Annotated in this window: 14 protein-coding genes and 3 tRNA genes; 14 read left to right on the forward strand and 3 right to left on the reverse strand. The window is 53.8% G+C overall.

Annotated features, from left to right (window positions below):
- Nucleotides 1–79: 79 nt before the first annotated feature.
- The 6 genes from bfr (IUJ45_RS00900) to guaB all read left to right on the forward strand — a co-directional run bounded on the left by bfr (IUJ45_RS00900) (nucleotide 80) and on the right by guaB (nucleotide 6,638).
- On the forward strand, nucleotides 80–544 hold the full coding sequence (gene bfr / locus IUJ45_RS00900; protein ID WP_002222445.1) for a bacterioferritin: 465 nt from the start codon (nucleotides 80–82) through the stop codon (nucleotides 542–544).
- Nucleotides 545–571: 27 nt separating this feature from the next.
- A complete protein-coding gene (gene bfr, locus IUJ45_RS00905) occupies nucleotides 572–1,045 on the forward strand; it encodes a bacterioferritin (RefSeq protein WP_002213535.1) in 474 nt (157 codons plus the stop codon).
- Nucleotides 1,046–1,368: 323 nt separating this feature from the next.
- On the forward strand, nucleotides 1,369–1,689 hold the full coding sequence (locus IUJ45_RS00910; RefSeq protein WP_002213537.1) for a helix-turn-helix domain-containing protein: 321 nt from the start codon (nucleotides 1,369–1,371) through the stop codon (nucleotides 1,687–1,689).
- Between the two features lie 48 nt (nucleotides 1,690–1,737).
- Nucleotides 1,738–4,296, forward strand: a complete 2,559-nt coding sequence (gene glnD / locus IUJ45_RS00915) for a [protein-PII] uridylyltransferase (RefSeq protein WP_082308604.1) — start codon at nucleotides 1,738–1,740, stop codon at nucleotides 4,294–4,296.
- A gap of 90 nt (nucleotides 4,297–4,386) precedes the next feature.
- Entirely contained in the window at nucleotides 4,387–4,848 is a 462-nt protein-coding gene (locus IUJ45_RS00920; RefSeq protein ID WP_002213539.1) for a hypothetical protein, read from the forward strand.
- 326 nt (nucleotides 4,849–5,174) lie between these two features.
- Nucleotides 5,175–6,638 carry an IMP dehydrogenase gene (gene guaB / locus IUJ45_RS00930; RefSeq protein WP_002246200.1) on the forward strand — a complete coding sequence of 488 codons (1,464 nt, stop codon included), beginning with the start codon at nucleotides 5,175–5,177 and terminating at the stop codon, nucleotides 6,636–6,638.
- Between the two features lie 338 nt (nucleotides 6,639–6,976).
- Here guaB and rnr read toward each other — a convergent pair whose 3' ends face one another.
- Nucleotides 6,977–9,352, reverse strand: a complete 2,376-nt coding sequence (rnr, locus tag IUJ45_RS00935) for a ribonuclease R (protein WP_002246199.1) — start codon at nucleotides 9,350–9,352, stop codon at nucleotides 6,977–6,979.
- 88 nt (nucleotides 9,353–9,440) lie between these two features.
- Here rnr and IUJ45_RS00940 point away from each other — a divergent pair.
- From IUJ45_RS00940 to IUJ45_RS00955, 4 genes are all read left to right on the forward strand, one after another.
- Nucleotides 9,441–9,527 (forward strand) — tRNA-Leu (locus tag IUJ45_RS00940).
- 35 nt (nucleotides 9,528–9,562) lie between these two features.
- Nucleotides 9,563–9,649: transfer RNA gene (locus tag IUJ45_RS00945), tRNA-Leu, on the forward strand.
- A gap of 38 nt (nucleotides 9,650–9,687) precedes the next feature.
- Nucleotides 9,688–9,778 (forward strand) — tRNA-Ser (locus IUJ45_RS00950).
- Nucleotides 9,779–10,186: 408 nt separating this feature from the next.
- The gene (locus IUJ45_RS00955; RefSeq protein ID WP_226876295.1) at nucleotides 10,187–10,330 is read left to right on the forward strand and encodes a hypothetical protein; all 144 of its coding nucleotides are present in this window, start codon (nucleotides 10,187–10,189) and stop codon (nucleotides 10,328–10,330) included.
- Nucleotides 10,331–10,341: 11 nt separating this feature from the next.
- Here IUJ45_RS00955 and typA read toward each other — a convergent pair whose 3' ends face one another.
- Nucleotides 10,342–12,153 carry a translational GTPase TypA gene (typA, locus tag IUJ45_RS00960; protein WP_082308605.1) on the reverse strand — a complete coding sequence of 604 codons (1,812 nt, stop codon included), beginning with the start codon at nucleotides 12,151–12,153 and terminating at the stop codon, nucleotides 10,342–10,344.
- Between the two features lie 269 nt (nucleotides 12,154–12,422).
- Nucleotides 12,423–13,313, reverse strand: coding sequence for an NAD(P)H-hydrate dehydratase (locus IUJ45_RS00965; protein ID WP_002239771.1), 891 nt, complete (start codon nucleotides 13,311–13,313; stop codon nucleotides 12,423–12,425).
- A 64-nt stretch (nucleotides 13,314–13,377) separates the two neighbouring features.
- Between IUJ45_RS00965 and IUJ45_RS00970 the strand changes: the two genes are divergently transcribed.
- From IUJ45_RS00970 to cysD, 4 genes are all read left to right on the forward strand, one after another.
- Nucleotides 13,378–14,034 carry a cytochrome b/b6 domain-containing protein gene (locus tag IUJ45_RS00970; protein ID WP_002239809.1) on the forward strand — a complete coding sequence of 219 codons (657 nt, stop codon included), beginning with the start codon at nucleotides 13,378–13,380 and terminating at the stop codon, nucleotides 14,032–14,034.
- 296 nt (nucleotides 14,035–14,330) lie between these two features.
- On the forward strand, nucleotides 14,331–15,791 hold the full coding sequence (cysG, locus tag IUJ45_RS00975; protein ID WP_002246198.1) for a siroheme synthase CysG: 1,461 nt from the start codon (nucleotides 14,331–14,333) through the stop codon (nucleotides 15,789–15,791).
- A gap of 15 nt (nucleotides 15,792–15,806) precedes the next feature.
- Nucleotides 15,807–16,541, forward strand: a complete 735-nt coding sequence (locus tag IUJ45_RS00980; RefSeq protein ID WP_002217188.1) for a phosphoadenylyl-sulfate reductase — start codon at nucleotides 15,807–15,809, stop codon at nucleotides 16,539–16,541.
- 37 nt (nucleotides 16,542–16,578) lie between these two features.
- Nucleotides 16,579–17,502, forward strand: a complete 924-nt coding sequence (gene cysD, locus IUJ45_RS00985) for a sulfate adenylyltransferase subunit CysD (RefSeq protein ID WP_002217189.1) — start codon at nucleotides 16,579–16,581, stop codon at nucleotides 17,500–17,502.
- Nucleotides 17,503–17,515 lie beyond the last annotated feature (13 nt).

The raw sequence follows: 17,515 nt of genomic DNA on the forward strand, positions 1-17,515 counted from the left end.
ATACAATGCACGCATCCCGAATAGCGACACAGATGCTGTTCAGACATACCGAAAACCAAGTTACGGAAAGAGAGATATTATGCAAGGCAATCAAGCTGTTGTTGATTATATGAACGAATTGCTGTCTGGCGAGCTGGCGGCACGCGACCAATACTTTATCCACTCCCGCCTCTACTCCGAATGGGGCTACACCAAACTTTTTGAACGTCTCAATCACGAGATGGAAGAAGAAACCACACACGCCGAAGACTTCATCCGCCGCATCCTGATGCTGGGCGGTACGCCGAAAATGGCGCGCGCCGAGCTGAATATCGGCACGGACGTGGTTTCCTGCCTCAAAGCCGACCTGCAAACCGAATACGAAGTGCGCGACGCTTTGAAAAAAGGCATCAAACTGTGCGAAGAGGCGCAAGACTATGTCAGCCGCGATTTGATGGTCGCCCAACTGAAAGATACCGAAGAAGACCACGCCCACTGGCTGGAACAGCAGCTGCGCCTGATCGAGCTGATTGGCGAAGGCAACTACTACCAAAGCCAACTGTAATCCGTATTCGGAATAAAAGGAGTCCGTATGAAAGGCGACCGTTTGGTTATCCGCGAGCTGAACAAAAACTTAGGCTTGCTGCTGGTAACCATCAACCAATATTTCCTTCACGCCCGTATTTTGAAAAACTGGGGCTTTGAAGAACTGGGCGAACATTTCTTCAAACAGTCCATCGTTGAAATGAAAGCTGCCGACGATTTGATCGAGCGCATTCTGTTCCTCGAAGGTCTGCCGAACCTGCAAGAACTGGGCAAGCTTCTGATTGGCGAGTCCACCGAAGAAATCATCGCCTGCGATTTGACCAAAGAACAGGAAAAACACGAAGCCCTGCTTGCCGCCATCGCCACAGCAGAAGCGCAACAGGATTACGTCAGCCGCGATTTGTTGGAAAAACAAAAAGACACCAACGAAGAACATATAGACTGGCTGGAGACCCAGCAAGAGCTTATCGGCAAAATCGGTCTGCCCAACTACCTGCAAACAGCGGCGCAAGAGGACTAAAACACAAACTACTGCCAAATACAGCAGTCCCCCGCACCATCAGACGGCATATCCGTATAAACGGATATGCCGTTTTTCTTTTTCGGTTTGCGAATAAAATCTAAATTGATTTGAATCAATACCTGATAAGGGTTTTTGTTTGATAATACCGATATGAAATTCAGGGTGCTTGTTTGCTGTTTTCCAATCTGTCTGATTTTATCTCTTTCCTCTTGATGTGTGTGTGTTTGGGTGTGGCTGCCGCCACCCCTTTTTTTTGGCTTTTATGTGAAGTAAAATCCGTAACAGCAAATGCTTAACTTTAACCATTTATCTGGAAGCAAATGATGGGCAACAAATTGACTCTGCCTGCCGAACTGCCTGACGAACAGGATTTGCGGGCGGTATTGGCATACAATATGCGGCTTTTCCGCGTGAACAAGGGTTGGTCGCAAGAAGAATTGGCGCGGCAATGCGGTTTGGACAGGACTTATGTGTCGGCAGTCGAGCGCAAACGCTGGAACATCGCCCTGTCGAATATCGAAAAAATGGCGGCGGCTTTGGGCGTGGCGGCGTATCAGTTGCTGCTGCCGCCGCAGGAACGGTTGAAGCTGATGACCAATTCCGCCGATACCCGACAAATGCCGTCTGAAAGCGGTATTTGACCGCCGAACCATCCGCCTCCCTTTTTCCCGCCAATCGAAAGAATAAAAATGCCTGCAAACCTGTCTTCAGCACTGGAAACCTTCAAACAGCAGCGCGATGCCGCCGAAGCGCATTATTTGAAAGCCAACCGCGTGTCGGTATTTTTCAGAGAATACACGGCGGCAGTCGAAACCTTACTGGCGGCATTGTGGGCAGAGTATTTTCAAAACAGCGCGTTATGCCTGATGGCGGTAGGCGGCTTCGGACGCGGAGAACTGTATCCCTGTTCGGATGTGGATTTGGCGGTTGTCTCCCCTGCCCCGCTTTCAGACGGCATTCAGGAACAGATTGCCCGGTTTGTCCAAACCCTGTGGGACTGCAAACTGATGCCGTCTGTAAAAAGCGGCAGCGTTGATGAACTATGTGAAAGCGTGCGCAATGATATTACGGGGGACACAGCGTTTTTAGAGGCTAGGTTTTTGTTTGGCAACCGCCAAACGGCGGATAAACTAGCGGAAAAAATGAACGCGCAGCGCAATGTGGCGGCGTTTGTCGAGGCAAAACTGGTGGAGATGGAACACCGCCACGCCAAATCGCAAGGTTCGGGGGCAGTATTGGAGCCGAATATCAAAAGCTGTCCGGGCGGTCTGCGCGATATCCACACCCTGCTTTGGATAGCGAAGGCGCAAGGCTTGGCGACCGACCTGCCCGACCTGCTCAAACAGCGGATTTTGACGCGTGCCGAAGCCGGTATGCTTTCGCACGGCTACCGCCGCCTCGCCCACATCCGCATCCATCTGCATTTAAACGCCAAGCGCGCCGAAGACCGCCTGCTGTTCGATTTGCAGCCGCAAGTCGCCGAAAGCATGGGTTATGAAGGCTTGAACCTCCGCCGCCAAAGCGAAGAACTGATGCGCGTGTTTTACCGCGCGATTAAAACCGTCAAACAACTGAGCGGCATCCTCACGCCTATGCTGCGAAGCCGCGTTTCCTCCGCGCCGATGCGCGTTACCCTGCGGATTGACGACGACTACATCCAAGTCAACAACCAAATCGCCGCGCGGCACACCGATATTTTTTTCAGACGGCCCGAACACATTTTCAAAATCGTCGAAATCATGCAGCAGCGCAACGATATTACCGCGCTCGAACCGCAAACCCTGCGCGCATGGTGGGGCGCGACGCGCAAAATCAACCGCAGCTTCTACCAAAATTCTGAAAACCGCCACCGCTTCGCCGGCTTTTTCCGCAACGGCAACGGACTGACCCAAACCCTGCGCTTCCTCAACCTCTATGGCGTATTGGGACGCTACCTGCCCGCGTGGGAAAAAATCGTCGGCCTGCTCCAACACGACCTGTTCCACATCTATCCCGTGGACGACCACATCCTCACCGTCGTCCGCAACGTCCGCCGCCTTGCCTTGAATATGCACAGCCACGAGCTGCCCTACGCCTCTGCACTGATGCAGTCCTTTGAAAAACAAGACATCCTCTACCTTGCCGCCTTTTTCCATGACATCGCCAAAGGACGCGGCGGCGACCATGCCATACAAGGCATCGCAGACGCGCGCCAATTTGCCGCTGACCACTTCCTGACCGGAGAAGAAAGCGACCTGCTCGCCTGGCTGGTCGAAAACCACCTGCTGATGTCTGCCGTCGCCCAAAAAGAAGACATCCAAGACCCCGACGTACTCGATGCTTTCTGCAAACGCGTCCAAACCCACGAACGCCTCAGCGCGCTCTACCTTCTGACCATTTCCGACATACGCGGCACCAATCCCAAGCTGTGGAACGCATGGCGCGCCAGCCTGCTGGAAAGCCTCTTCCATGCCGCCGGACGCTACCTTACAGGCAACGGCGGCAACCCGCACACCCTCTTCGGCCGCCGCCAGCAGGAAGCCGCCGACTTACTCACCCGCGCCGCCGTCCCCGAAAAACAGCAGAAAAAACTATGGAACGCGCTCGGTTCCGCCTACTTCGCCCGCCACCAGTCCCGCGAAATCCTGTGGCACGCCGCCAACCTAGTCCACGATTTTGAAACCCCCATCGTCCGCAGCCGCATCCTGTTCAAAAGCGACAGCTTTCAAGTTATGGTTTTCATGCCCAACGGGCCGCGCTTGTTTGCCCGTCTCTGCCGTATCTTCAGCCGCCACGGCTTCGACATTCTCGCCGCCCGCGCCTTTATCACCGAACACGACTACATCCTCGACACCTTCATCGTGCAAATTCCCTCGCAGCACGCCCCCGAAGACTACCCCGACATCCAAAGCGCGCTCGAAGCCGAACTCAACAGCTTTATCCACGGACACACCGTTGCCGAAACCCAAAGCCACAGCCGCCGCATCAGCCGCCGCAGCCGCTATATGCCCATTGCACCGAGCATCACCATCACCCCCGAAGAAGACTACCCCGACTGGTACTCCGTCGAAATCACCGCCGTCAACCGCCCTTTCCTGCTCGCCGATATGGCGGAAGTCTTTTTCGCCCACAACGTCAGCCTGCGCTACGCCAAAATTTCCACGCTGGATGAACGCGCCGAAGACAGTTTTACCGTTTTTAGCCTAGACCTGAAAAACCCAAAAATCCAGTCCTCATTGAAGCAGACGCTGCTGGAACAATTATCATAACGCCCGCCTTCAGACGGCATTCCGCCGCCACGCCGTATGCCGTCTGAAAGCGGGGGATATTGTAAATAATTTATTAATATAAGGATTTATATGAATATTATTATGGACTCAACAAGAAAATTTGGGATTTTATGGGAAGAAAACTCTGAATGTAATGGTTTTATTTATGGAAAAATTCAGATAATAATAGGAGAGAATATATATCCTAAGATATGCCCATATGGATATTTTACGCTAAATGCAGTTTTTAATAGTTTGAAGTCATCCTTTGAAGAGAAGTATTATGCAGGTGGAAACAATGGTTTAGATTTTGGAGAGCAACTATTTGATATAGATAAATATAATTCTCTGGAATTATGCAATATATTTTCTATTGATACTACATATATGAGTGGAGGGGGTAATTGTGAAATAGATTGTTTAGTATTAGAAATGGGATATTCTGGTGAGGAAGAGAGACTTTTTTATAGTTTTGACAATGGGAAAAACTTTAAAGAAATCAGGTATAAGAAAGGTACAGTTGAATCTGTTATTTTTCAATTGAATCTATAATATATGGGGCTGTAACTAGATTAGCAGATATGTTACCCTCGAAATATTAAGATAATATACTGAAAATTAAAGGAAAAAATAAATAAAGAACTACTCCGTTTTTTTGTGCTGGAAGTTACCGCCCGATATAGGGCTTCAATAACTGAGCCACTTACCAAAAATTAGAAAAAAGCTTTTCCTGAAATTGAAAGAACGGGAGCAACAGTGGTCGGCAAAGGAAAACCGGGCTATTCAAAGGGGACCAAAATTAAACCTGATAAACTGTCAAGCCGCCGGTAACGTGCTATAATGCCGTGCATCTTGCACAAACTGAAAGACCGAGCATTATGCGTATCGTAGAAAAAGCCTATACTTTCGACGATGTTTTGTTGGTTCCCGCACATTCGACCGTGCTGCCGCGAGACGTTAAACTTCAAACCAAGCTCACCCGCGAAATCACACTCAACCTCCCCCTGCTTTCCGCCGCGATGGACACTGTTACCGAGGCGCGCCTCGCCATTTCGATGGCACAAGAAGGCGGCATCGGCATCATCCATAAAAACATGCCGCCCGAAATGCAGGCGCGCGCCGTTTCCAAAGTGAAACGCCACGAAAGCGGCGTGGTCAAAGACCCCGTAACCGTTGCACCGACAACGCTCATCCGCGAAGTCTTGGAAATGCGTGCGCAGCGCAAACGCAAAATGTCCGGCCTGCCCGTCGTTGAAAACGGCAAAGTCGTCGGCATCGTAACCAACCGCGACCTGCGTTTTGAAAACCGCGTCGATTTGCCCGTTTCCGCCATTATGACCCCGCGCGAACGTCTGGTTACCGTCCCCGAAGGCACAAGCATAGACGAAGCGCGCGAACTGATGCACACGCACAAAGTCGAGCGCGTTTTGGTTCTGAACGAAAAAGACGAACTCAAAGGTCTGATTACCGTCAAAGATATTTTAAAAACCACCGAGTTTCCCAATGCCAACAAAGACTCCGAAGGCCGTCTGCGCGTCGGTGCGGCAGTCGGCACCGGCGGCGACACCGAAGAGCGCGTCAAAGCCTTGGTTGAGGCCGGCGTGGACGTGATTGTCGTCGATACCGCCCACGGGCACAGCCAAGGCGTGATCGACCGCGTGCGTTGGGTCAAAGAAACCTATCCGCACATCCAAGTCATCGGCGGCAACATCGCCACTGCCAAAGCCGCTTTGGATTTGGTCGCCGCCGGCGCGGATGCCGTCAAAGTCGGTATCGGTCCGGGATCGATTTGCACCACCCGTATCGTGGCAGGTGTCGGCGTGCCGCAACTGACCGCCATTCACAACGTTGCCGAAGCCCTCAAAGGCACGGGCGTTCCGCTGATTGCCGACGGCGGCATCCGCTTCTCCGGCGACATCGCCAAAGCCCTCGCCGCAGGCGCGTACAGCGTCATGCTCGGCGGTATGTTTGCCGGCACGGAAGAAGCACCGGGCGAAATCGAACTCTACCAAGGCCGCTCGTACAAATCCTATCGCGGTATGGGTTCCTTGGGCGCGATGAGCCAAGGTTCTGCCGACCGCTACTTCCAAGACAAAACCGACAGCGCAGACAAATACGTCCCCGAAGGCATCGAAGGCCGCGTTCCTTACAAAGGCCCGATTGTGAACATCATCCACCAGCTGACCGGCGGTCTGCGTTCCAGTATGGGTTACTTGGGTTGCGCCAATATTGCCGAAATGCACGAAAAAGCCGAATTTGTGGAAATCACTTCCGCAGGTATGAGCGAATCGCACGTTCACGACGTTCAAATCACTAAAGAAGCACCGAACTACCACCGCTGATTTGAACAGCCTTTTCAAGGAAAAATGCCGTCTGAAACCTGATTTTCGGGTTTCAGACGGCATTTTTTGTCCGTTCAAGGCAAGCCGCACGGGCTGATTGCGCGGACGGGCAAAGCAATTCGGACGGACACGCCGAAAGAATGAAAATGCCGTCTGAACGCCGTTTGCGCCCCGTCTGCCGAATACCGCCGGCCTTTAAAACGGCGGTGGAAATAAACGCAATCTTTCAATACGGGCGTTTCGATTGGCCTGAAATGATGCGCCGGCCGCCATATCAAAAAATCGGGCGGCGGCTTCGGGAAAGTATGCCCCGCCCTCCCCAAGCCGCCCCGTCAGCATTATGATTTGCCTTTCCGTTTTTTTACCTTAATCGGAACCGGTTTCTTTGCTTTTTTCCTCGATTCTGCGGCGGCAGACGCGCCCCTTCCCCTTACTTTGCCGCCTCGGGCTGTTTTTTTCTCGGCGGCGGTTTTCGGCTTCCCTTTCCCCGCCGTCCCTGCCGGTTTGGCAGACGCGGATGATTTAACTTTCCGCCCCCTGCCGCTCCCCCCGGCAATCAGGACAAAATCGATTTTTCCGTCATCCAAATCGGCACGGGCGACCCGGACGGCAACCCTGTCCCCCATGTTGAAACGGATGCCGCTGCGTTCGCCTTCGATTGCCATGATTTCGGGGCGGAAGTTGAAATAGTCTTCGCCCAAATCGCTGATATGCACCAAGCCGTCAATGTGGATGCCGTCCAGTGTTACAAAGATACCAAAACTGGTCATGCCGGAGATTTTACCTTCGAATACTTCGCCGACCTTATCGCGCATATAATAGGTTTTCAGCCAGTTTTCCACGTCGCGGCTGGCGTCGTCGGCACGGCGCTCACAGAACGAGGTATGCACGCCCAAAGCCTGCCAGCTTTTTTTTGGCGTGTAGGTTTGCTGATTCAACACGGCTTTGATGGCGCGGTGTACGGTCAGGTCGGGATAGCGGCGGATGGGCGAGGTGAAGTGGGCGTATGCTTCGTAGGCAAGACCAAAGTGTCCGTCGCAATGCGGTTCGTAAACCGCCTGTTGCATGGAGCGCAACATCATGACTTGCAGCAATTCGGCATCCGGCCTGCCTTTGAACTGTCCGGCAAGCGCGGCATAGTCTTTCGGCGACGGGTTGTCGCCGCCGCCAAGTTGAAGCCCCAACAGACCGAGCTGCTCGCGCAAGGCGGCGAGTTTTTCGGGCGTGGGCCCCAAATGGTTGCGGAACAATGCGGTATGCTTGTTTTTCAACAGAAAATCCGCTGCGCAAACGTTTGCCGCCAACATACATTCTTCAATCAGCTTGTGGGCATCGTTGCGGACAACGGGGACGATTTTTTCAATTTTACCGTTGTCGTCGAAAAGCATTTGGGTTTCGATGCTGTCAAACTCCACCGCCCCGCGTTCGAAACGCTTTTTCTGAAGGATTTTGAAGAGTTTGTAAAGCGTGTCGATTTGGGTTTTGAACGGATGCTCGATGCCGCCTGAAAGCCATTTCCAAACTTGGTTGTAGGTCAGGCGGGCATGAGAGCGCATCACGGCGGGGTAGAAGCGGTATTCTTTGATATTGCCCGCGTAAGTGATAACCATATCGCACACCACACACAAACGCTCGACATGAGGATTGAGCGAGCAGATGCCGTTGGACAGGTTTTCCGGCAACATGGGAATCACGCGGCGCGGGAAGTAAACACTGGTGCTGCGTTCCTGAGCGTCCGTGTCGATAGCGTCATCGGGGCGGACATAATGGCTGACATCGGCAATCGCCACGACCAGACGGTAATTGCGTCCGATTTTCTCGGCAAACACCGCATCGTCAAAATCTCGAGCCGTTTCGCCGTCTATCGTTACCAAAGGCAGGTCGCGCAAATCGACGCGGCCTTTCAAATCGCTTTTGCGTACATGGTCGGGAATTTTTTTCGCGGCTTTGGCACACGCTTCACTGAATTGGTGCGGCAAATGATGCTTGCGCACGGCAATTTCAATCTCCATGCCGCTGTCGGCATAATCGCCCAAAACTTCGATGATTTTTGCCACTGCCGGCCGGTTTTGCTCAGGATAAACCTCAATTTCGCCGACGATGACCTGACCGGATTCAGGTTTGAAACGCGCCACGCCGTCCGGTTCCAATACGATGCTTTGGTTCAGACGCTTGTCTTCCGGCTCCAAAATCGCCACGCCCCTATCCATATAGAAACGGCCGACCACTTTGCTTTGCGCGCGTTCGACAATATCCAGAACCGTCCCTTCGCGGCGGCCCCTACGGTCCATGCCGGCAGGACGAACAGTGACAATATCGCCGTGCATAATGCCGCGCATCTGGCGTTCGTACAAAACAAAATCACCGTCTTTGGCGGGCGTGAGCGGCACGGCGAAACCGAAGCCGTCTTTGTGCGCCTCGACACGGCATTTGACCAAATCCAATTTGTCCGCCGCGCAAACCGCGCCCCGACGGTTGATTAAAACCTGACCGTCCCGCGCCATCGCCTTCAGACGACGTTCGAAAAATTCGTACTCTTCTTCCTTAATCGACAATTCGCGTACCAAAGCTTCAATCTTGGATGGTACGCCTTTACGTTCAAGCAGCTCGATTATCCATTCCCGACTGGGCAAAGGATGTTCATAACGCTGTTTTTCACGACTTAAAAACGGGTCTTTTTCCCGTAAATTTAAAGATTTAATATTTTTATTCATTTGGACTGTTGACATTCTCTTTATGAACTATATAATAGCGACTTCTTTGCAGCAGGACACTGTACCGCAAAACAGCAAATAAAGCAAAGCCCGGGTGGCGGAATTGGTAGACGCGCTAGCTTCAGGTGCTAGTATCCTCACGGGTGTGGAAGTTCGAGTCTTCTCCCGGGCACCAAATCAAATGCTTTGCTTTATTTCAATATTTAGATTGCCCGGGTGGCGGAATTGGTAGACGCGCCAGCTTCAGGTGCTGGTATCCTCACGGGTGTGGAAGTTCGAGTCTTCTCCCGGGCACCAAATAATAAATTATCCCGATTGGGATAATTTCCGCCATTAGAGAGGTGGATGAGTGGTTTAAGTCGCACGCCTGGAAAGCGTGTATACGTGAATAGCGTATCGAGGGTTCGAATCCCTTCCTCTCTGCCAAATACAAATCCCAAACTTTTACGGTTTGGGATTTTTTATTATTCAAACAATAATTTCATTGGGAAAACCCGTTATTGTCTATAATCGTCATCAACCGCTTACAACTATCCGTTACCGTTTTTTTATGGTATGTTTTGTGGTATATTTTATAGTGGATTAACAAAAACCAGTACGGCGTTGCCTCGCCTTAGCTCAAAGAGAACGATTCTCTAAGGTGCTGAAGCACCAAGTGAATCGGTTCCGTACTATCTGTACTATCTGCGGCTTCGTCGCCTTGTCCTGATTTTTGTTAATCCACTATATCCTCTTCCTAAGCTTGTAAGGACTCAAAAGGCGTATTCCTTCAAACGGCATTGTTCGACATGCTGCCGGGAAGCCGAACCCGATACCGAAACGCGACGGGGCGATATGCCGCTGGAAAAATGGCGGCAGTTTCTTGATTGGGTAGGAAAAACGCCGTCTGAAACAGCTTCAAGAAGCCGCAAAGCCCGTCCGAATAAAAAATGCCGTCTGAAATTTTTCAGACGGCATCGCGTATCATTTAAACATTAATCCAGTAAACATCAATCTAGCTTTTTGAAATGGCGGCGGCGTTCCAATTCGCTCAAGTAACGCTTGCGCAGACGGATGGATTGCGGCGTGATTTCTACCAGCTCATCATCGTCGATAAACTCGACCGCACCTTCCAGCGTCAGCTTAATCGGCGTGGCCAGGCGAACGGCTTCGTCGGTACCGCTGGCACGGATGTTGGTAAGTTTTTTGCCTTTGAGCGGGTTGACCACCAAATCGTTGTCGCGACTGTGGATGCCGATAATCATACCTTCGTAGATTTTGTCGTTGGGCGATACGAACATACGGCCGCGGTCTTCCAGATTCCACAAGGCGTAAGCGACTGCCTCGCCCTGCTCTTGGGACACCAGCACGCCGTTGTGGCGGCCAGGCATATCGGGTTTGACGGGCGCGTAATCGTCGAACACGTGGCTCATCAGCCCGACCCCGCGCGTCAGGGTCATAAATTCGCCTTGGAAGCCGATCAAGCCGCGCGCTGGAATATGGTATTCGAGGCGGGTGCGTCCGTTGCCGTCGCTTTCCATATTAGTCAGTTCGCCACGGCGGCGGCCGAGTTCTTCCATTACCGCGCCTTGGTTGTCGTCGGGTACGTCCACGGTCAGGTTTTCATACGGTTCGCATTTTTGACCGTCGATGTCGCGGTACACGACGCGCGGTTTGCCGACAGCGAGTTCGTAGCCTTCGCGGCGCATGTTTTCCAGCAAAATGGTCAGGTGCAGCTCGCCGCGCCCGGATACGCGGAACACGTCGGCATCGGCGGTATCTTCCACGCGCAGGGCGACGTTGGTCAGCAATTCTTTTTGCAGGCGGTCGCGGATTTGGCGGCTGGTTACGAATTTGCCTTCCGTACCTGCCAACGGGCTGGTGTTGACCATAAAGTCCATCGTCAGCGTCGGTTCGTCCACGCTCAACATCGGCAGGCCTTTGGGGTTGTCTTTGTCGGTGATGGTTACGCCGATGCCGATGTCTTCAATACCGGAAATAATCACGATGTCGCCGGCTTCGGCTTCTTCAAGCGGCACGCGTTCTAAACCTTTGAAACCCAAAAGCTGGTTGATGCGGCCTTGGGCGATTTGTTGATCGTGGTTCATGACGGCAACAACTTGACCGGGCTTGATACGTCCGTTCAAGATACGACCGATACCGAGGCGGCCGGTGTAGTTGTCGTAGTCGAGTTGGGAAATTTGCAGTTGCAGCGTTTCGTCCGCGCTGCCGCTCGGTGCAGGCGTATATTTTAAGATAGTATCGAACAGCGGACGCATGTCGTTGCTCTCGTCGGTTTCTTCCAATTTGGCGAAACCGGACAGACCGGAAGCATAAACAATCGGGAAATCCAACTGCTCGTCGGTCGCGCCCAAGTTGTCGAACAGCTCGAAAGTTTGGTCGATGACCCAGCTCGGACGGGCGGACGGTTTGTCGATTTTATTGATGACGACAATCGGTTTCAGCCCCAAAGCCAAGGCTTTTTTGGTCACGAAACGGGTTTGCGGCATCGGGCCTTCCTGCGCGTCCACCAACAAGACGACGCAGTCCACCATCCCCAAAACTCGCTCTACTTCGCCGCCGAAGTCGGCGTGTCCCGGCGTGTCGACGATATTGATGTGGTAGCCTTCGTAATCGATGGCGGTGTTTTTGGCGAGGATGGTGATGCCGCGTTCTTTTTCAAGGTCGTTGCTGTCCATCACGCGCTCGTCAACCTGCTGGTTGGCGCGGAATGTGCCGGATTGGCGCAGCAGTTGGTCGACCAATGTGGTTTTGCCGTGGTCGACGTGGGCGATGATGGCGATGTTGCGGATTTGTTTCATAATTAATGTTTTTCAAAAACTGTAAGAGATAACTACGCATTATACCACGCTTTACCGGACAGTATTTGGGAAATGAAGATGCCGTCTGAAGCCCTTGCCTTTCAGACGGTATAGTGGATTAACAAAAATCAGGACAAGGCGGCGAAGCCGCAGACAGTACGGATAGTACGGAACCGATTCACTTAGTGCTTCAGCACCTTAGAGAATCGTTCTCTTTGAGCTAAGGCGAGGCAACGCCGTACTGGTTTTTGTTAATCCACTATATCTTCTTACATACTTTCAGTTATCCGGTTACGCAGCCACCTTGCCGCCGGGGCGATTTCCCCTGCCAACAGCCCTGCCGCAATGCCTGCCGATTCTTTTATGACATCCGCCGCCGCGCCGTGCAGCCACGCGCCCGCGCAGGCGGCTTCAAAAACCGGCACGCCCTGTGCGAGCAGACTGCCGATGATGCCGCCCAATACGTCGCCACTGCCCGCCGTTGCCAATCCCGCGTTGCCGCTTTCGTTGACATAGATTTCCGTATCGGACGCGGCAACCAATGTTTTGTGCCCCTTTAAAACCACGGTTGCGCCGAAAATTGCCCCTATCTTCCTCACTGCCGCCGTCCGATCCGCCTGAACCTGTGCAACCGTCGTTCCAAGCAGGCGCGCGGCTTCGGCGGGGTGTGGCGTTAAAATCAGGTTTTTACACCCGCGTGCCAGATTTCGGGTTTCGGCATCGGTTGATAATATGTTCAGCGCGTCCGCATCCAAAAGGACGGGCTTGTCCGTGTGTTCCGTCAAAATTCCGGCAAGCGTTCCGACCGCCGCCTTATCCGTACCCAAGCCGCAACCCGCCGTCCAAGCGTTTATGCCTTGACGCTTGGTCAAACCGTCTGCCGTGTCCAACATAATTTCGGGAAAACCGGCAATGACGGCAAACGGAAGCGTTTCCTGATTGAAGCCCGCCCACACTTTGCCGCAGCCGAGATACATTGCCGCCGATGCCGCCAATACGGGCGCGCCGCTCATGCCGACCGCGCCGCCGACTACGGCGAGCGTGCCGAAAGTCCCTTTGTGCGAATCTTCCGCACGGGCTTTGAAAACATGAGGAAAACGCAATGCCGCCTGAAGCATCCGGCGGCGGCTTTCGCCTGAAAGATGGAAAACGGGAAACATTTCCCCTCCAATCGGTTAAAATTAAGGCTCGAAAACAAACCGATTCTACCGCCGGAAACCGATTATGAAAAACAAAACCAAAGTCTGGGACTTCCCCACCCGCCTTTTCCACTGGCTGCTTGCCGCATCCCTACCCTTTATGTGGTATAGCGCGAAAACCGGCGGCGATATGCTGCAATGGCACACGCGCGTCGGGCTGTTTATCCTTTTCCTGCTCGTATTCCGCCTCTGCTGGGGCATTTGGGGCAGCGATACCGCCCGTTTCTCCCGTTTCGTCCGCGGATGGTCGGGTATCAGAGAGTATATGAAAAACGGTATTCCCGAACACGTCCAACCCGGACACAACCCCTTGGGCGCACTGATGGTCGTTGCGCTTTTGGCCGCCGTGTCGTTCCAAGTCGGCACGGGGCTTTTTGCCGCCGATGAAAACACCTTCAGCACCAACGGCTACCTCAACCATTTGGTTTCCGAACATACGGGCAGCCTTATGCGGAAAATCCATCTCAACTTTTTCAAACTGCTCGCCGTTTTTTCCGCAGTCCACATCGCCGCCGTCGCCGCATACCGCGTGTTCAAAAAGAAAAACCTCGTCCTCCCGATGATAACCGGCTTCAAATACATCGAAGGCAAAACCTCAATCCGCTTTGCCGGCAAAGCCGCGCTTGCCGCCGCATTATCGGTTGCCGCGCTTGCCGCAGCCGCCATCCTGCTCCTGTCCTGAAACCCGACATCAATGCCGTCTGAAGCCCTTTTCGCCCTTCGGACGGCATTCCCCCTCCGCGCAAACGGTCTGAATGCCCGAAACGGCTTCAGGCCGTTTTTCCGTCCCAAACCGTTATAAAACGGAAAACCGCCGCATCCGCAGCCGCCCCCATATAGCTTTCAGCTTCTAACAAATGCCTTTTTATTATTTAACCGGGAAAATCCTTTTGTCTAAAATGACCCGCATTCCGACAAAAATGCCGCGACGCACCGTATCGGCAACAAGGTGCGGGCAAACAGCAAAGGAGTCAGCCAGTGAATTATTTCCCCATTTTCGCCAACCTCGCCGGCCGCCCCGTATTGGTCGTAGGCGGCGGCGCAGTCGCCGCACGCAAAATCAGCCTGCTGCTGAAGGCGGGCGCAGAGGTCAGGGTTGCCGCAAAACACCTGAATGCCGAACTCTCCGCGTTGGCGGCGGAAAACAAAATCCTGTGGCTTGCCGAAGAATTTCGTGCCGAACACATCCGCACGGTTTTCCTCATCATTGCGGCAAGCAGCGACCAAGCCCTCAACCGGCGCGTTTTCCATCTTGCCGAAAGCTGCCAAAAGCCGGTCAACGTGGTGGATGACCGCGACCATTGCAGCTTCATCTTCCCATCGGTTATCGACCGCAACCCGGTTCAGATTGCCGTTTCCAGCTCCGGCAGCGCGCCCGTCCTCGCCCGACTGCTGCGTGAAAGGCTGGAAGCCCTGCTGCCGCCGTCTTTGGGCGATATGGCGGAAATTTCAGGAAGGTGGCGCGATGCCGTCAAGGGCAAACTGAAATCCGTTACCGAACGCCGCCGCTTTTGGGAAAAGCAGTTTAACGGACGTTTCGCCGCCCTCGTCAAAAACCGGCAAAACACCCTTGCCGAACGGGAATTGGCAGGCCAATTGGAACAAAGTCGTCAAAATGATCAAGGCGGCTCCGTCTCGCTGGTCGGCGCGGGTCCCGGCGATGCGGGGCTGCTGACGCTCAAAGGGCTGCAGGAAATCCAGCAGGCAGACGTGGTGCTTTACGACGCGCTGGTTTCAGACGGCATACTGTCCCTCGTCCGCCGCGATGCGGAACGGATTTTTGTCGGCAAGCGCGCCCGGGGCGGCCGCACCCCGCAAGAGGACACCAATGCGCTTATGGTCAGGCTGGCCCGCGAAGGCAGGCGCGTGGTGCGTTTGAAAGGCGGAGACCCTTTCGTGTTCGGACGCGGCGGCGAAGAATTGGAAACCTTGGCACGCCATCAGATTCCGTTTTCGGTCGTCCCCGGCATTACCGCCGCCGTCGGCGCGACCGCCTATGCCGGCATCCCGCTCACGCACCGCGATTATGCCCAAAGTGCGGTTTTCGTAACCGGCCACCGCAAGGCGGATGCGCCCGACATCGAATGGCAGACCCTTGCCCGCAGCCGCCAGACCTTGGTGATTTATATGGGTGCGCTCAAAGCCGCCCTGATTGCCGAACGGCTGCAACAGCACGGACGCTCGCCCGACACGCCGGCAGCCGTCATCAGCCAAGGCACGCTGCCGGCTCAAAAAACCGCAACCGGCACGCTCGCCAACCTTGCCGAACTCGCCGAAACCGCGCCGAATCCGGCATTGATTGTCATAGGCGAAGTGGTGGGGCTGCACGAAAAACTGGCTTGGTTCGGCGAAAACGCCAAAAAAGAAAGCAATCCGGCCGAACACGCGTATTTTGCATTGGACGGACTGGGCACCGGACAAGAACAACAAGCCGCATAAAGCAAGGCGGACAAAATGAAAATTTTCAAACCTGCTTTATGGAAAATTCCGCCGATTGAAAATGGCAGTGAAACGGCTTTGGCGGAAAAAACGGAAACCCTCAAACAACGCCTGCACCGGATTGCCGGCAGCCACCGGGATGCACGGTTTGCCAGCAGCCTTGCTGCGGAAGATATGGTAATTACCGACCTTATCGCCGGAGAAAACCTCAATATCGGTATTTTTACTTTGGATACGGGGCTGCTGCACGCGGAAACTTTAAACCTGTTGGATAGGATTGAACGTGTTTATCCGCATATGCAAATCAAGCGTTTCCAACCGATACGGGAAGATGCCCTGCATTATGTGGAAAGCAAAGGCAGGTTTGCCTTTTACGACAGCGTTGAAGCGCGCCGCGAATGCTGCCGCATCCGAAAAACCGAACCGCTCGACCGCGCCATTGCCGGGGCGGATGCTTGGCTTACCGGGCAACGCCGCGAACAGTCCGCCACACGCACGGAACTGCCGTTTGCCGAATATGATGCCGGGCGCGGCATCGATAAATACAACCCGATTTTCGACTGGTCGGAACACGACGTGTGGGCATACATCCTTGCCAACAATGTGCCTTACAACGATTTGTACCGGCAAGGCTTTCCCAGTATAGGCTGCGACCCCTGCACCCGCCCCGTCAAGGCCGGCGAAGACATCCGCGCCGGGCGGTGGTGGTGGGAAGATAAAAACAGCAAAGAATGCGGGCTGCACAAATAATTCATAAGGATCAAACAGAAGAAATAAGGAATATGGTATGACGAAAACCGAACCGAACAACGTCCAACTCGACTGGTTGGAATCCGAATCCATCCACATTATCCGCGAAGTGGCGGCAGAATGCGAAAACCCCGCCCTGCTCTTTTCCGGCGGCAAAGATTCCGTGGTCCTGCTCGCCCTCGCCTGCAAAGCCTTCCGGCTGGGCAGCCGGCCGGTGAAACTGCCCTTCCCGCTGGTGCATATCGACACGGGACACAACTACCCCGAAGTGATTGCTTTCCGCGACGCGCAGGCGGCAAAACTCAATGCCCGCCTGATAGTGGGGCGCGTGGAAGACTCCATTGCCAAAGGCACGGTGGTCTTACGCAAAGAAACCGATTCGCGCAATGCGGCACAGGCGGTTACCTTGTTGGAAACCATCGAGGCAAACGGCTTCGACGCGCTTATGGGCGGCGCGCGGCGCGACGAAGAAAAAGCCCGCGCCAAAGAACGGATTTTCTCGTTCCGCGACGAGTTCGGACAATGGGATCCGAAGGCGCAACGCCCCGAGCTGTGGTCGCTGTACAACACCAGGCTGCATAAAGGCGAAAATATGCGCGTCTTCCCGATTTCCAACTGGACGGAACTCGACATCTGGCAATACATCGCCCGCGAAAACCTCGAGCTGCCGCCGATTTATTACAGCCACAGGCGCGAAGTGGTCAGACGCAGGGGGCTGCTGGTCCCCGTAACGCCGCTCACCCCGAAAATGCCGTCTGAAACCTCCGAAATCCTTGATGTCCGCTTCCGCACCGTCGGCGACATCAGCTGCACCTGCCCGGTAGAAAGCACCGCGTCCACGCCGACGGAGATTATCAGAGAAACAGCGGTTGCCGACATTTCCGAACGCAGCGCGACCCGGCTGGACGATCAGGCAAGCGAGGCGGCAATGGAAAAACGCAAAAAAGAAGGCTATTTCTAAATTTCAAAAACCC

Origin of the sequence: Neisseria meningitidis (assembly GCF_022869645.1) — a bacterium.
Lineage (GTDB): Bacteria > Pseudomonadota > Gammaproteobacteria > Burkholderiales > Neisseriaceae > Neisseria > Neisseria meningitidis.

Coding starts and splice junctions, on each gene's coding strand:
- IUJ45_RS00980 (WP_002217188.1), top strand. CDS start 15,807: ATGAAAATTTTCAAACCTGCTTTATGGAAAATTCCGCCGATTGAAAAT.
- IUJ45_RS00965 (WP_002239771.1), bottom strand. CDS start 13,313: ATGTTTCCCGTTTTCCATCTTTCAGGCGAAAGCCGCCGCCGGATGCTT.
- bfr (WP_002213535.1), top strand. CDS start 572: ATGAAAGGCGACCGTTTGGTTATCCGCGAGCTGAACAAAAACTTAGGC.
- IUJ45_RS00970 (WP_002239809.1), top strand. CDS start 13,378: ATGAAAAACAAAACCAAAGTCTGGGACTTCCCCACCCGCCTTTTCCAC.
- typA (WP_082308605.1), bottom strand. CDS start 12,153: ATGAAACAAATCCGCAACATCGCCATCATCGCCCACGTCGACCACGGC.
- guaB (WP_002246200.1), top strand. CDS start 5,175: ATGCGTATCGTAGAAAAAGCCTATACTTTCGACGATGTTTTGTTGGTT.
- bfr (WP_002222445.1), top strand. CDS start 80: ATGCAAGGCAATCAAGCTGTTGTTGATTATATGAACGAATTGCTGTCT.
- cysD (WP_002217189.1), top strand. CDS start 16,579: ATGACGAAAACCGAACCGAACAACGTCCAACTCGACTGGTTGGAATCC.
- IUJ45_RS00910 (WP_002213537.1), top strand. CDS start 1,369: ATGATGGGCAACAAATTGACTCTGCCTGCCGAACTGCCTGACGAACAG.
- glnD (WP_082308604.1), top strand. CDS start 1,738: ATGCCTGCAAACCTGTCTTCAGCACTGGAAACCTTCAAACAGCAGCGC.
- IUJ45_RS00920 (WP_002213539.1), top strand. CDS start 4,387: ATGAATATTATTATGGACTCAACAAGAAAATTTGGGATTTTATGGGAA.
- rnr (WP_002246199.1), bottom strand. CDS start 9,352: ATGAATAAAAATATTAAATCTTTAAATTTACGGGAAAAAGACCCGTTT.
- IUJ45_RS00955 (WP_226876295.1), top strand. CDS start 10,187: ATGCCGCTGGAAAAATGGCGGCAGTTTCTTGATTGGGTAGGAAAAACG.